The sequence below is a fragment of the Variovorax paradoxus B4 genome, assembly GCF_000463015.1.
In the GTDB taxonomy this organism is placed as follows: domain Bacteria; phylum Pseudomonadota; class Gammaproteobacteria; order Burkholderiales; family Burkholderiaceae_C; genus Variovorax; species Variovorax paradoxus_E.
Map to the genome: position 1 here is coordinate 1,305,632 of NC_022247.1, position 13,529 is coordinate 1,319,160.

A 13,529-nucleotide genomic window follows, 5' to 3' on the forward strand; every position below is an offset into this window, starting at 1 on the left:
ATGCGGCAGCCGGATGGCTTGCCCTGGATGCTTGCTTCAGTCGGACAGCCCCGCTGTCGGGACGGGGCCTATCCGGGTGAACATGTGATCGCCCAAAGGACGGTGGTGGGTGTGGTTCCGGGATTGCGCCAGCGGCGCGGCATGCCCCCGTCGTAGCAAAAACTGTCGCCGGCCTTCAGCTTGAGCAGGCGCTCGCGCACGAAGAGTTCGAGCTGCCCCTCGATGACGTAGCCGACCTGTTCGCCCTTGCGCGTGAAGAACAGGTCGTCGCCCGTGGAGCCGCCCGGATCGATCACCGCCCGGTACATCTCGACGCCACCCGCGGCGGCGGGCGGCGTGAGGTTTTCCTTGTGGATGCCCTTGTCGCCGAGGTCGATGCGCTTGTGCGTGCCGGCGCGCGCCACCGCGCCTTCGGCCTCGCCCTCGCTGTACTGGGTGTTGCGCACCAGGGTCTCGATGGGCAGTTGCAGTTCCTGCGCCAGCGCGCCGAGCGTGCGCATGGAGATCGAGCGGTGCCCGCGTTCGAGCTGGCTCAGCAGGCTGACCGAAATGCCGCAGGCCTGCGCCACCTGCTGCAGCGAGCGTCCGAGGGCCTGGCGCCTTCTGCGCAGTTGCTCCCCGAGCCAGAGGTCGATGACCGAGTGGATGCGCTGCGCCCGGCCGGCATCGGGGGCCGGAATGGGGGCGGGGGACGGACGAACCGGCAATTGCGACACCAGGGCCTTTGTAAAATTTTCACAAGACGCTCAAGTTTTACACACAACGCCGCGCGCCGCCAGCAAATCTCCAGCAAATTCGCAAGCGGCATGCCAGAAGCGCAAATGCCGGCTCGAGGCCGGCATTTGCGTGGGAGGAGGGCAGAAAGCCCCCCGGGGATTACAGGCCGGCCGCGGCGCGCAGCGCAGCCGCTTGCGTGGTCGCTTCCCAGGTGAACTCGGGCTCCTCGCGGCCGAAGTGGCCGTAGGCGGCGGTCTTCTGGTAGATCGGGCGCAGCAGGTCGAGCATCTGGATGATGCCCTTGGGACGCAGGTCGAAGAACTCGCGCACGAGCTCCGCGATCTTGTCGTCGGGGATCACGCCGGTGCCTTCGGTGTAGACCGTGATGTTCATCGGCTGGGCCACGCCGATGGCGTAGGCTACCTGGATCTGGCACTGGCGCGCCAGGCCGGCAGCGACGATGTTCTTGGCCACGTAGCGCGCGGCGTAGGCGGCCGAGCGGTCGACCTTCGACGGATCCTTGCCGGAGAACGCGCCGCCGCCGTGCGGGCAGGCGCCGCCATAGGTGTCGACGATGATCTTGCGGCCCGTGAGGCCGCAGTCGCCCTGCGGTCCGCCGATGACGAAGCGGCCGGTCGGGTTGATCAGGTAGCGCGTGTCCTTGAGCCATTCCTTCGGCAGCACGGGCTTGATGATCTCCTCGATGATGGCTTCGTTGAACGAGGCCTTCATCTTGGTCGGCGTTTCGCTCTGGTCGGGGCTGTGCTGCGTGGAGAGCACCACGGTGTCGATGCTGTGGGGCTTGCCGTCCACGTAGCGCATCGTGACCTGGCTCTTGGCGTCGGGGCGCAGGAAGGGCAGGCGGCCGTCCTTGCGCAGCTGGGCCTGGCGCTCGACGAGGCGGTGCGCGTAGTAGATGGGCGCGGGCATCAGCTCGGGCGTCTCGTCGCAGGCGTAGCCGAACATCAGGCCCTGGTCGCCGGCGCCGGTGTTCAGGTGGTCGTCGCTGGCGTGGTCCACGCCCTGGGCGATGTCGTTGGACTGCTTGTCGTAGCAGACCATCACGGCGCAGCCCTTGTAGTCGATGCCGTAGTCGGTGTTGTCGTAGCCGATGCGCTTGATGGTGTCGCGCGCGACCTGGATGTAGTCGACGTGCGCGTTGGTCGTGATTTCGCCGGCGAGCACCACGAGGCCGGTGTTGGTCAGTGTCTCGGCGGCCACGCGGCTGCGCGGGTCCTGCTCGAAGATCGCGTCCAGGATGGCGTCCGAGATCTGGTCCGCGACCTTGTCGGGGTGGCCTTCGGAAACGGATTCGGAAGTGAAGAGGAAGTCGTTCGCCATTTTGTTCAAAGCTCCTTGAAGTGATTTGGCGCGTTGCCAACTCTGCGGAGCCCTGGCGAACGCTTTAGCAGATGCCGACGAATCGGCGGGGCACAATCGCTTTTGCGCTTGTGTTTGTCGCCCTGCAAGTTGTTCCGTAACTCGGCGACAATTTACATTCTATTCGAGCCGCGCAATACCATGCGCGCGCGTCCGTTTTTTGACCCCTTCCCTTTGATGATCACCCTGTTTCGCCTGCTCGCCCGCGTGCCGATGCCATTGATGCATCGGCTCGGCGCGTTGCTTGGCTGGATCGTCTGGTGCTGCGCGCCGGACTACCGCCGCCGCTTCAAGGCCAATGCCGAAAGTGCCGGATTCACCCCCGAACAGTACCGCCCCGCCATCGCCGCCGCCGGCCAGATGGCCGCCGAGCTGCCGTGGCTGTGGCTGCGTCCCCAGGGCGAGAGCGTGCTGCGGCGCGTGGTGCGCTGGGAAGGCGTGGAGGCCTTCGAGGCCGCCATGCAGGCGAAGAAGGGTGTGATCCTGGTGGCCCCGCACCTGGGCAGCTGGGAAATGTGCGGCCAGGCGATCGGCGAGCGCTTTCTGGAGACCTTCGGGCCGATCACGGCGCTGTTCCGTCCCGCGCGCAAGAAATGGATGGCCGAGCTGATTGCCGCCGGCTCGCGCGACCGGCCCGGCCTGCAGACGCTGCCCACCAACAACACCGGCGTGCGCGGCCTCATCCGCACGCTGCGCAGTGGCGGCTACACCGGCATCCTGCCCGATCAGGTGCCGCCGCTGGGGCAGGGCGTATGGGCGCCCTTCCTTGGCCGGCCGGCCTACACCATGACGCTGCTGCCGCGCCTCGCGCAGCAGACCGGTGCAGCCTGCTTCCTGAGCGTGTGCGAAAGGCTGCCGCGCGGTGCGGGCTACGTGATCCGTTTCGAGCCGATTGTGGGCACGCCGCTCACTGATCCGGCCGCGCCCATCGAGGCCGCGGCTGCCGCCATGAACGACGGCATCGGGCGCCTGATCCACAGCCTGCCGGGACAGTACGTGTGGGACTACGCGCGCTTCAAGGAGCCGCGCGGCGAAACTGCGGTGGCCGCCCGGTCCGGGGAGCAGGCACGATGAGTCTCGGTTCCCGGCTCGGCATCGCCTTCATGCGCGTGATCGCGCCGCTGCCCCTGCCGCTGGTGCGCGGCTTTGGCGCATTGCTCGGCCGCGTGCTGCACACCATCGCCTTGCCGCGGCGGCGCGTGGTCGATACCAATCTGGCGGTGTGCTTTCCCGAGAAATCCGAAGCGGAACGCCGCCGCATCGCGCGCGAGACCTTCGTGTACGTGGCGCAGTCGTGGCTCGATCGCAGCTGGCTCTGGCATGCACCTGAAAAGGTGGTGGCCAGCCGGCTCAAGGTGGTCGGCGCGGCCCGGGAGATTCGCGAGATCGCCGATGGCGACGAGCCGATGATCCTGTTCGCGCCGCATTTCTACGGCCTCGATGCGGCAGCCACCGCGCTGACCATGCACACCGCGCGGCCCTCGGCCACCATCTACACGACCCAGCGCGATCCGATGGTCGACGAGTGGATTCGCGAAGGCCGCACGCGCTTCGGCAACGTGGCGGCGCTCAATCGCGTGGACGGCATCAAGCCGGTGCTCGGAGGCTTGCGCAAGGGCGGCCTCCTGTACCTGTTGCCGGACATGGACTTCGGCCGCGACCAGACGATCTTCGTGCCGTTCTACGGCGTGCAGGCGGCCACGGTGCCGTCGCTCTCGCGCTTCGCGCGGCTGGGCAAGGCGAAGGTGGTGCCGGTGGTCGCGAAGCTCACGCCTGGAGGCTACGAGATCGAAGTGCGGCCGGCCTGGCAGAACTTTCCGACCGACGACGTCGAAGCCGACACGGCGCTCATGAACCAGCGGCTGCAGGGCTACATCGACACCATGCCTTCCCAGTACTACTGGGTGCATCGCCGCTTCAAGACACGGCCCGAAGGCGCACCGCCCATCTATTGATGGCGGCCCTGCGGCGTCTTCAGTTCCGCTGCAGGAACGCCTCGATCTCGCGCGCGACCAGCTGCGGCTGTTCGTGCACGATCCAGTGGGTGGCACCGGGCACCTTCCTGACCTCGAGCTTCGGCACGTAGTCCTCCAGGCCTTCGAGCAGGCCCGGCAGCAGCGCGGCATCGTCGAGCGCCCAGAAGACGAAGGTCGGCACGTCGATGGTGAGCCGCTCGCGCGGCAGCACCGGAATGCCGTCGATGGTCTGGCCCGGCAGCGGCGGCTTCATCGGCGTGACGCGATAGAGATTGCAGGCGCCCGTGAGGCCCGCATTCCATACCTCGCGGTACTGCTGCTTCACGTCTTCGGTGAGCCAGCCGAAGCCGTCGGGGCCGGCCTTCATCAGGGTGAAGAAGGGCCACATGCGCTTGAAGTCGTCGGCCGAGAGCAGGGCTTCGGCATCGGGCCGCGCGAGAAAGTTCATGTAGGCGCTGGCTTGCTGCTGCGCGGGGTTGTGGCGCAGTTCGCGCGTGAAGGTGCCTGGGTGCGGCGAATTGATGATGACCAAGCGGCCGACCTGCTGCGGAAAGGCATTGGCATAGCCCCAGGCAAAAGCCCCGCCCCAGTCGTGCGCCACCAGTGCGGCCATGGTGCCGTCGGTGCTTTCGGTGGCCACGAGCTGCTGGATGTCCTGGATCAGCAGGTGGGCCTTGTATGCGGCCACCTCGGTGGGGGCGCTCGATTTCTCGAAGCCGCGCAGATTGGGCGCAATGCAGCGCCAGCCGCCGTGTGCGGGCTCGGCAAAGTATTCGAGCAGTTCGTCCCAGATGAACGCGGCCTCGGGAAAACCATGAAGGAACACCATCAACGGGCGCCCGGGCGTGCCGGTAGCGCGGCAGCTCAGCGTGATTCCGTTGGGCAGGCTGCGCTGGAACGTCTCGATCATGCTTTGTCTCCTTCAACTTCCGTTGCTATTGTTTTGATAGTGGATCACGCGCATGGGACGGCAGCGAGCTGGGTTTCCCTAGGCGTCTTCCGGCTCCACGGGCTGCTCGGCTTCTGCCTCTGCCTGCCCGGGCGGATGCGCCCAGCGCCACAGCAGCTCGGCGGCTTCGCCCACGCCCTGCTTCTTGAGGGCGGAGAACAGTTTGACCTCGCCGCCGCCGGCCTGCAGTCGCGTAATGGACAGCACCTTGGCGCCCTCGCTGCGCGTGAGCTTGTCGGCCTTGGTCAGGAGCACGAGGAACTTGAGCCCCTGCTCCACGCGCGGACGGATCACGTCGAGCAGGATCTCGTCGAGCTCGGTCAGGCCGTGGCGCGGGTCGCACATCAGCACCACGCCGCGCAGGTTTTCGCGCGTCATCAGGTAGTTGCCCATGACGCGCTGCCAGCGCAGCTTGGCTTCCCTGGGAACGGCGGCATAGCCGTAGCCGGGCAGGTCGGCCAGCACGGTGTCGTCGGCCTTCTGCTTGCCGACGCCGAACAGGTTGATGTGCTGCGTGCGGCCGGGCGTCTTGGAGGCGAAGGCCAGGCGCGTCTGCTGCGTGAGCGTGTTGATCGCGGTCGACTTGCCCGCGTTCGAGCGGCCGACGAAGGCGATCTCGGGCAGCTCCAGCGCCGGCAAATGCTCGAGCTGCGGGGCGCTGGTCAGGAAGTGCGCCGTGTGCAGCCAGCCGAGCGCCGTGCGCTCGCGCTCGGCGACAAGAGGGTCCACGGCAGGGGTCGCGCGGGAAGGGGGAGCAGCGTGCTTGCGCGACGGGGTAGTCATCAATGAGCTTTCGGAACGGGCTGCCATTGTAGAATCGCGGGGTTTTGCGCCAATAAATCGAGCCCCCGATATGAAGTTGTTTGCCAATTTTCTGCTTGCAGCCCTCATGGGCGTCGCAGCCAGCGCGAGCCTTGCGGCTGATGATCCTGCCGCCGCACCGGCTGCACCAGCCGCGGCCAAGCCGGCCAAGCCCGATCCCGCCAAGGGTGACGCGGTGTTCAATTCCGCTGCCCAGGCCTGTGCTTCCTGCCACAACGCAGACGGCAACTCGGCCATCGCGGCCAACCCCAAGCTGGCGCAGCAACACCCCGAGTACATCCTCAAGCAGCTGCAGGACTTCAAGTCCGGCAAGCGCAAGAGCCCGATCATGCAGCCCATGGCGGCCAAGCTGTCCGACGAGGACATGCGCAACATTGCCTGGTTCGTGGGCTCGAAGAAGGTCAAGACCGGCTTCGCCAAGGAGAAGGACCTGGTCGCGCTGGGCGAGAAGATCTACCGCGGCGGCATTGGCGATCGCCAGATCCCGGCCTGCGCCGGCTGCCACAGCCCCAACGGCGCCGGCATGCCCGCGCAGTACCCGCGCCTGGGCGGCCAGCACGCCGACTACACGGTGGCACAGCTTGTTGCCTTCCGGGACAACGTGCGCCAGAACAGCGCGCCCATGACCGGCGTGGCCGCAAAGCTCAACGACCGGGAAATCAAGGCTGTTGCAGACTACATCGCCGGCCTGCGCTGATACCACGCGCTTCAGCGTGAACTAACCGCCGACAAAAAACCCAAACAGAGGGCGGGCCGATCCAGCTGGATGGCCCGCCCTTTGCTTTTTCCCTGTTCCTTTTTTCCCACCAACCGATGTCTGTCTCCACCCACGGCCTTCGCGTCCATCGCGGCCCGCAAGTGCTCCGCGCTGCGGTGGAACTGTTTTCGTCGATGCGGTTCGCGATTGCGCTGCTCACCGTCATCTGCATTGCATCGATCATCGGCACCGTGCTCAAGCAGCACGAGTCGATCAACAACTACATCAACCAGTTCGGCCCGTTCTGGGCCGAGCTGTTCCGTGCGGCCAAGCTCGATTCGGTCTACAGCGCCTGGTGGTTCCTGCTGATCCTGCTGTTCCTGGTGATCAGCACGACGCTCTGCATTGCGCGCAACACGCCGCGCATCTTCATCGACCTGAAGACCTTCAAGGAAGGCATCCGCGCGCAGAGCCTCAAGGCCTTCGGCCAGCGCGCCGAAACCCGGCTCGACGAGGCGCCCGCCGCGGCGGCCAACCGCATCGGCCAGCTGCTGGTGAGCGGCGGATGGAAGGTCAAGCTTCAGCAACGCGAAGCCGCGGGCGGCCATGCCGATGCCGGCTGGATGGTGGCCGCGCGCGCGGGCGGTGCCCACAAGCTGGGCTACATCGCCGCCCACAGCGCAATCGTGCTGGTGTGCATCGGCGGCCTGCTCGACGGCGACCTGGTGGTGCGGGCCCAGACCTGGTTCAACGGCAAGAGCGTGTTCACCGGCGGCGGCATGATTGCCGACGTGCCGCCGCAGCACCGGCTGTCGCCGCGCAACCCGACCTTCCGCGGCAACATCCTGGTGCCCGAGGGCTCGCAGGGCAGCGTGGCCATCCTGCAGCAGTCCGACGGCGTGCTGCTGCAGGAGCTGCCGTTCTCGATCGAGCTCAAGAAGTTCATCGTCGACTACTACTCGACCGGCATGCCCAAGCTGTTTGCAAGCGAAGTGGTGCTGCACGACCGCGAGACCGGCGCCCAGGTGCCCGCGCGCATCGAGGTCAACCATCCGGCCAGCTACAAGGGCGTGGAAATCTACCAGTCGAGCTTCGACGACGGCGGCTCCAAGGTGAAGCTCAAGGCGGTGCCGATGGCGGCCGCGGCCAAGCCCTTCGAGGTCGAGGGCGTCATCGGCGGGCCGAGCACCGAAATTACCAACGGCCGCGAAAAGCTCACGCTCGAATACGCCGCGCTGCGCGTGATCAACGTCGAGAACTTTGCCGACGGCGGCGCCATGGGCAGCGGCGCCGACGTGCGCAAGGTCGACCTGCGCCACGACATCGAATCGCGCCTGGGTGCCGCCAACAAGACCAGCAAGCCGAAGGTGCTGCGCAACATCGGCCCGAGCATCGGCTACAAGCTGCGCGATGCGGCGGGGCAGGCGCGTGAATACCAGAACTACATGGTGCCGGTCGATACCGGCGACGGCCAGCCGGTGTTCCTGCTCGGCATGCGCGAGAAGCCCGAGGAGCCGTTCCGCTACCTGCGCGTGCCGGCCGACGAACAGGGCTCCATGGACAGCTTCGTGCGCATGCGCACTGCGCTGGCCGATGCCGATACCCGCAACCGGGCGGTCGAGCGCTACATCGCCAAGGCGGTCGATCCGAAGCGGCCCGAAATGGCCGAGCAGTTGCGTGTTTCGGCGGCGCGCGCACTGGCATTGTTTGCCGGCAGCGAGCGCGCCAAGGCCGACGCCACCACCATGGGCGGCTGGCAGGCGATTGCCGAGTTCATGGAAGCCAACGTGCCCCAGGCCGAGCGCGAACGTGCCGGCGCGGTGCTGGTGCGCATCCTGAACGACGTGCTGTTCGAGGTGCTCAACCTGAGCCGCGAGGGTGCGGGGCTCGCGGCATTGCCGAGCGACGATAAGTCGCAGGCTTTCCTGACGCAGGCGGTGCTGGCCATCAGCGACGCGTACTTCTATCCGGCGCCGGTCGCCATGATGATGACCGACTTCACCCAGGTGCAGGCCAGCGTGTTCCAGGTGGCGCGCGCGCCCGGCAAGAACGTGGTCTATCTGGGCTGCCTGTTGCTGATCGTCGGGATTTTTGCCATGCTGTACGTGCGCGAGCGCCGGCTCTGGGTGTGGCTCACACCCGATGGCGCGGGCTCCGGAGACAACACCACGGCCGCCACGATGGCTTTCTCGGTCAACCGCAAGACCATCGACAGCGATCGCGAGTTCGAGCACCTCAAGCACAAGCTGCTTGCCTTGAAGAAAGAAGGACCGGCGTCACCATGAACACCACCACCCTCACGCTCCACGAAAGCTGGTTTTCGCGCCGCAACCTTTTCGACTGGGTGTTTGCGGCCCTGGTGCTGGCAGGCGGCCTGTTTGCCTTTGCACGGTATGCGGGCGCCATGGACTCCTACGAGAAGCCCATCCTCGCCGCCGCGATGATCGCGGTCACAGCCATCGGCTGGTTCTGGCGTCCGCTGCGGGTGCTGGCCATCGTGGTGGCCGCGGCCTCGCTGCTGGCCATCAGTTCCTACCAGGGCGACCTGGCGCGCGCGGACACGGTGTTCTGGCTCAAGTACTTCCTGTCGAGCCAGTCGGCCATTCTCTGGATGAGCGTGCTGTTCTTCATGAGCACGCTGTTCTACTGGTTCGGTTTCTTCGGCGGCAAGCAGGGCGACACCTTCGACCTGATCGGTTCCCGCCTTGCCTGGGCGGCTGTTGCCATGGCGCTCGTCGGCACCATGGTGCGCTGGTACGAGAGCCACCTGCTGGGGCCGGACATCGGCCACATTCCCGTCAGCAACCTGTACGAAGTGTTCGTGCTGTTCTGCTGGCTCACGACGGCTTTCTATCTTTACTTCGAGTCGCGCTACGGCACGCGCACGCTCGGCGCCTTCGTGATGCTGGTGGTGAGCGCGGCGGTCGGTTTCCTGCTCTGGTACACGCTGGTGCGCAACGCGCACGAGATCCAGCCGCTGGTGCCGGCGCTGCAGAGCTGGTGGATGAAGCTGCACGTGCCGGCCAACTTCATCGGCTACGGCACCTTCGCGCTCGCGGCCATGGTGGCCTTCGCCTATCTCATCAAGGAACAGGCGCAGGAAACGCGCTGGTACAAGCTCACGCCGATCTGGCTCCTGGGCGTGGCGCTGTGCTTCGTGCCGGTGGCCTTCCGCCAGCGCGTGCAGGAGGCCGGCGGCAGCTACTGGGTGATCTATGCGGGCATCTCCGCACTGATTGCCGCGGGCATCCTGCTCGGCCGCAGGCGCATTGCCGCACGGCTACCCGCCAACGAGGTGCTCGACGACGTGATGTACAAGTCGATCACGGTCGGCTTCGCGTTCTTCACCATTGCCACCGTGCTCGGCGCGCTGTGGGCGGCCGACGCCTGGGGCGGCTACTGGAGCTGGGACCCGAAGGAAACCTGGGCCCTGATCGTCTGGCTCAACTACGCGGCCTGGCTGCACATGCGGCTGGTCAAGGGCCTGCGCGGCACCGTGGCGGCCTGGTGGGCGCTGGGCGGCCTGGCGGTGACCACCTTCGCGTTCCTTGGCGTGAACATGTTCCTGAGCGGACTGCACAGCTACGGCACCCTGTAGGCGCCGGCTGCCGGCTTTTCGCGAAGAATTGAAACCACGCGCAGCGATTGCGCGTAACCGAACCAGGGGATTCCACGAACTACCCTGAGCACAACGATTCACGCGAAAGGCCGTCACATGTCGTTCCATTTCCGCCCGCAGGGTCGCAGCAGCGGTTTCATCCATCCGCTCTCGAGCGAAATCACGCCGCGCGCCGTCTACGAAGGCCGGCGGGATCTGCTCAAGCTGATGGCCGGCGGCGCAGCGGGTGCCGCGCTGGCGAGTTTTGCGGGACGCGAAGCTTTCGCCCAGGCCACGGGCCCGCACAAGCTGGCGCTGCTTCCGGGTGCGAAGTCTGTCGTGCCGGGCGCGCAAACGATGGAAAAGCTCACCGACTACAAGGACGCGACGAGCTACAACAACTTCTACGAGTTCGGCACCGACAAGGGCGACCCGGTCAAGAACGCCGGCACGCTCAAGACCCGCCCATGGACCGTGGAGGTCGAGGGCCTGGTCAAGAAGCCCGGCAAGTACGGCATCGAAGACCTGCTCAAGCTCAGTGCGCAGGAAGAGCGCATCTACCGCCTGCGCTGCGTCGAAGGCTGGTCGATGGTCATTCCATGGGTGGGCTATTCGCTGGCCGAGCTCATCAAGAAGGTCGAGCCGCAGGGCAACGCGAAGTATGTGGAATTCGTGACCCTGGCCGACCCCAAGACCATGCCGTTCGTGGGCTCGCGCGTGCTCGACTGGCCCTACACCGAAGGCCTGCGCATGGACGAGGCCATGCATCCGCTCACGCTGCTGGCTTTCGGCATGTATGGCGAGGTGCTGCCCAACCAGAACGGTGCGCCGGTGCGCCTCGTGGTGCCGTGGAAGTACGGGTTCAAGTCGGCCAAGTCGATCGTGAAGATCCGCTTCGTCGAAAAGGAGCCGGGCACGGCCTGGAACAAGGCGGCGGCGCAGGAATACGGCTTCTATTCGAACGTCAATCCGAATGTCGACCATCCGCGCTGGAGCCAGGCCACCGAGCGCCGCATCGGCGACGGCGGTGGACTCTTCGCCAAGCGCAACAAGACGCTGATGTTCAACGGCTATGAAGCCCAGGTCGGCCAGCTCTATGCGGGCATGGACCTGAAGAAGAACTACTGAACCAGCCCCGCCACCCGGCCCTTGTCCCATGAACAAGCTGCTCATGCATCCGGCGGCCAAGCCGGTCATCTTCCTGCTGTGCCTGCTGCCGTTCGCGCGGCTCACCTACGGCGCGTTCACCGACGGGCTGGGCGCGAATCCGGCCGAGTTCCTGATTCGCGCCACCGGCGACTGGACCCTGCGCTTCATCTGCATCGTGCTGGCGGTGACGCCGCTGCGCGTGATGGCCAAGGCCAACGCGCTCGCGCGCTTTCGCCGCATGCTGGGGCTGTTCGCGTATTTCTACGTGGTGCTGCACCTGCTGTGCTACAGCTGGTTCGACATGGGCTTCGAGTGGGCCGACATCGCCAAGGACATTGCCAAGCGGCCGTTCATCCTGGTGGGGTTCTCGGCCTTCTTGCTGCTGACGCCGCTGGCTGCCACCTCGTTCAACCGCGCCATCAAGGCCATGGGGGCGAAGCGCTGGCAGATGCTGCACAAGCTGGTCTATTTCATTGCCGGCCTTGGCCTGCTGCATTTCTTCTGGATGCGCGCGGGCAAGAACAACTTCGCCGAGGTGTTCGTCTATGCCGCGATCATCGCGCTGCTGCTCGGATGGCGCGTGTGGAACTACGCGAGCAAGCGCAAGCCGAAGCTGTCCGCGGGCATGCGCGGCGGCAGCAGCAGCGAGAAGTCGCTGCGCAGCAGCACCGGCTGACCGGCGCAGATCACGCGGATCGGCCTTCGATCTGCTCGCTGCGCAGCTGGTCTTCCATCGTCTCGCGGCGGCGGATCAGCGTGGCGCTCCGGCCGCTCACCAGCACTTCGGCAGCACGGCCGCGCGTGTTGTAGTTGCTGGCCATGCTCATGCAGTACGCACCGGCCGACAGCACCGCCAGCAGGTCGCCAGCCACCACGTTGAGCGCGCGGTCGCGGCCGATCCAGTCGCCGCTTTCGCAGACCGGGCCGACCACGTCGTAGGTCGGCGCGTCGCCGGCGCGGATTCGCAGCGGCACGATCTTCTGGAACGCCTGGTACATCGCAGGCCGCGGCAGGTCATTCATGGCCGCGTCGACGATGCAGAAATTCTTGTCTTCCCCCGGCTTGGTGTAGAGCACCTCGGTCACGCACACGCCCGCATTGCCCACCAGCGAACGGCCGGGCTCGATGACGAGCTTGCGCTGTCCGAAGCCGCGCGCGTCGAGCCGCGCGAGCAGTTGCTGCCACAGCGCATCGGCCTTGGGGGGCACTTCGCCGTTGTAGTCGATGCCCAGGCCGCCGCCGAAGTCCAGGTGGTGAATGGGCACGCCGGCCGCCTCGATGGCCTCGACCAGGTCGAGCACCCGGTCGCAGGCGTCCAGGTAGGGCGAGGCTTCGGTGATCTGCGAGCCGATGTGGCAGTCGATGCCGACCACTTCGAGCCCCGGCAGCTTTGCGGCATGGCGATAGGCCTCGACAGCGCGGTCATGGGCAATGCCGAACTTGTTGCCCTTGAGGCCGGTGGAGATGTAGGGATGCGTCTTCGGATCGACGTTCGGATTGATGCGGATGCTGATGGGGGCGCGGCGCCCCTCGGCCAGTGCCACTTCGTTGAGCACGTCGAGCTCGGCTTCGCTCTCGACGTTGAAGCAGGCGATGCCCGCCGCGAGCGCCTGCCGCATTTCGGCGCGGGTCTTGCCCACGCCCGAGAAGATGATCTTGGCAGGATCGGCGCCTACCGCCAGCACGCGTGCCAGTTCACCGCCCGAGACGATGTCGAAGCCGCATCCGGCTTCGGCGAATACGCGCAGCACGCCGAGCGACGAATTCGCCTTCATCGCATAGCAGATCAGGGCGCTGCGGCCCTCGAAGCCGCGCTGGTAGGCGGCCAGCGCGTCCAGCATCCACTGCTTCGAATAGACGAACAGCGGGGTGCCATGCTCGCGCGCCAGCGCCTCCAGGCCAAGGCCTTCGACGTGGAGGGCGCCGTCGCGATGCGCGATGTGGGGATGGCCGGGAAGGGGGGAGGCGTTCGTCACTTTGGGGTTCCGGTGCTGGTGGCCGGAGCCGGGGCGCTGCCGGCCGCGGCGGGCTTGGGCGCGGCTTCTGCGTCCGAAGCGGCGCGTGGACCGCCGGGCGTCAGCAGCTGCGGCAAGGTGGCACGCTGGGCCGCTGCCGGATCGGTCGGCAGGAACAGCGGTCCGCGCTGGCCGCAAGCAGACAAACCGGCCGCCGCCGCGGCAAGACTGACCATGAGCGCAGCGCGGGCGGGGGCGCTCACTAGAATTTGACGAACATTCAACA

At 66.5% G+C, this 13,529-nt stretch carries 13 protein-coding genes; 7 read left to right on the forward strand and 6 right to left on the reverse strand.

Features of this window, described 5'->3' with window-relative positions; genetic code table 11:
• Window positions 1-68 precede the first annotated feature (68 nt).
• Together VAPA_RS05845 and metK are read right to left on the reverse strand one after the other, a co-directional pair.
• Entirely contained in the window at window positions 69-716 is a 648-nt protein-coding gene (locus tag VAPA_RS05845) for a helix-turn-helix domain-containing protein (protein WP_080666782.1), read from the reverse strand.
• A gap of 160 nt (window positions 717-876) precedes the next feature.
• A complete protein-coding gene (gene metK, locus VAPA_RS05850) occupies window positions 877-2,058 on the reverse strand; it encodes a methionine adenosyltransferase (RefSeq protein ID WP_021005845.1) in 1,182 nt (393 codons plus the stop codon).
• A gap of 216 nt (window positions 2,059-2,274) precedes the next feature.
• Here metK and VAPA_RS05855 point away from each other — a divergent pair, with 216 nt between their 5' ends.
• A complete protein-coding gene (locus VAPA_RS05855) occupies window positions 2,275-3,171 on the forward strand; it encodes a lysophospholipid acyltransferase family protein (RefSeq protein WP_021005846.1) in 897 nt (298 codons plus the stop codon).
• Window positions 3,168-4,052, forward strand: coding sequence for an LpxL/LpxP family acyltransferase (locus VAPA_RS05860; RefSeq protein WP_021005847.1), 885 nt, complete (start codon window positions 3,168-3,170; stop codon window positions 4,050-4,052). Before VAPA_RS05855 ends, VAPA_RS05860 begins: the two co-directional genes overlap by 4 nt.
• Window positions 4,053-4,071: 19 nt before the next feature.
• On the opposite strand, the gene VAPA_RS05865 is transcribed toward VAPA_RS05860, so the two are convergent.
• Together VAPA_RS05865 and yihA are read right to left on the reverse strand one after the other, a co-directional pair.
• Window positions 4,072-4,983 (reverse strand): alpha/beta fold hydrolase, encoded by a 912-nt coding sequence (locus tag VAPA_RS05865; RefSeq protein WP_021005848.1) that lies wholly within the window; start codon window positions 4,981-4,983, stop codon window positions 4,072-4,074.
• Window positions 4,984-5,061: 78 nt separating this feature from the next.
• The gene (gene yihA / locus VAPA_RS05870; RefSeq protein ID WP_021005849.1) at window positions 5,062-5,805 is read right to left on the reverse strand and encodes a ribosome biogenesis GTP-binding protein YihA/YsxC; all 744 of its coding nucleotides are present in this window, start codon (window positions 5,803-5,805) and stop codon (window positions 5,062-5,064) included.
• A 70-nt stretch (window positions 5,806-5,875) separates the two neighbouring features.
• Here yihA and VAPA_RS05875 point away from each other — a divergent pair, with 70 nt between their 5' ends.
• The 5 genes from VAPA_RS05875 to VAPA_RS05895 all read left to right on the forward strand — a co-directional run bounded on the left by VAPA_RS05875 (window position 5,876) and on the right by VAPA_RS05895 (window position 11,964).
• Window positions 5,876-6,541: a c-type cytochrome gene (locus VAPA_RS05875; protein WP_021005850.1), complete on the forward strand. Its 666-nt coding sequence runs from the start codon at window positions 5,876-5,878 to the stop codon at window positions 6,539-6,541.
• Window positions 6,542-6,657: 116 nt separating this feature from the next.
• The gene (locus tag VAPA_RS05880) at window positions 6,658-8,826 is read left to right on the forward strand and encodes a cytochrome c biogenesis protein ResB (protein WP_021005851.1); all 2,169 of its coding nucleotides are present in this window, start codon (window positions 6,658-6,660) and stop codon (window positions 8,824-8,826) included.
• On the forward strand, window positions 8,823-10,139 hold the full coding sequence (gene ccsB / locus VAPA_RS05885) for a c-type cytochrome biogenesis protein CcsB (protein WP_021005852.1): 1,317 nt from the start codon (window positions 8,823-8,825) through the stop codon (window positions 10,137-10,139). Before VAPA_RS05880 ends, ccsB begins: the two co-directional genes overlap by 4 nt.
• 117 nt (window positions 10,140-10,256) lie before the next feature.
• A complete protein-coding gene (gene msrP, locus VAPA_RS05890; protein WP_021005853.1) occupies window positions 10,257-11,267 on the forward strand; it encodes a protein-methionine-sulfoxide reductase catalytic subunit MsrP in 1,011 nt (336 codons plus the stop codon).
• 28 nt (window positions 11,268-11,295) lie between these two features.
• Window positions 11,296-11,964, forward strand: a complete 669-nt coding sequence (locus VAPA_RS05895) for a protein-methionine-sulfoxide reductase heme-binding subunit MsrQ (protein WP_021005854.1) — start codon at window positions 11,296-11,298, stop codon at window positions 11,962-11,964.
• A gap of 10 nt (window positions 11,965-11,974) precedes the next feature.
• Here the strand turns inward: VAPA_RS05895 and lysA are convergent, their stop codons facing one another.
• Complete coding sequence (gene lysA / locus VAPA_RS05900; RefSeq protein WP_021005855.1) at window positions 11,975-13,264, reverse strand: diaminopimelate decarboxylase; 1,290 nt, start codon at window positions 13,262-13,264, stop codon at window positions 11,975-11,977.
• Entirely contained in the window at window positions 13,261-13,506 is a 246-nt protein-coding gene (gene lptM / locus VAPA_RS33790) for an LPS translocon maturation chaperone LptM (RefSeq protein ID WP_413470480.1), read from the reverse strand. The genes lysA and lptM overlap by 4 nt, the downstream gene beginning before the upstream one ends.
• Window positions 13,507-13,529 lie beyond the last annotated feature (23 nt).

Coding starts and splice junctions, on each gene's coding strand:
- metK (WP_021005845.1), bottom strand. CDS start 2,058: ATGGCGAACGACTTCCTCTTCACTTCCGAATCCGTTTCCGAAGGCCAC.
- VAPA_RS05855 (WP_021005846.1), top strand. CDS start 2,275: ATGATCACCCTGTTTCGCCTGCTCGCCCGCGTGCCGATGCCATTGATG.
- VAPA_RS05860 (WP_021005847.1), top strand. CDS start 3,168: ATGAGTCTCGGTTCCCGGCTCGGCATCGCCTTCATGCGCGTGATCGCG.
- VAPA_RS05865 (WP_021005848.1), bottom strand. CDS start 4,983: ATGATCGAGACGTTCCAGCGCAGCCTGCCCAACGGAATCACGCTGAGC.
- yihA (WP_021005849.1), bottom strand. CDS start 5,805: ATGACTACCCCGTCGCGCAAGCACGCTGCTCCCCCTTCCCGCGCGACC.
- VAPA_RS05875 (WP_021005850.1), top strand. CDS start 5,876: ATGAAGTTGTTTGCCAATTTTCTGCTTGCAGCCCTCATGGGCGTCGCA.
- VAPA_RS05880 (WP_021005851.1), top strand. CDS start 6,658: ATGTCTGTCTCCACCCACGGCCTTCGCGTCCATCGCGGCCCGCAAGTG.
- ccsB (WP_021005852.1), top strand. CDS start 8,823: ATGAACACCACCACCCTCACGCTCCACGAAAGCTGGTTTTCGCGCCGC.
- msrP (WP_021005853.1), top strand. CDS start 10,257: ATGTCGTTCCATTTCCGCCCGCAGGGTCGCAGCAGCGGTTTCATCCAT.
- VAPA_RS05895 (WP_021005854.1), top strand. CDS start 11,296: ATGAACAAGCTGCTCATGCATCCGGCGGCCAAGCCGGTCATCTTCCTG.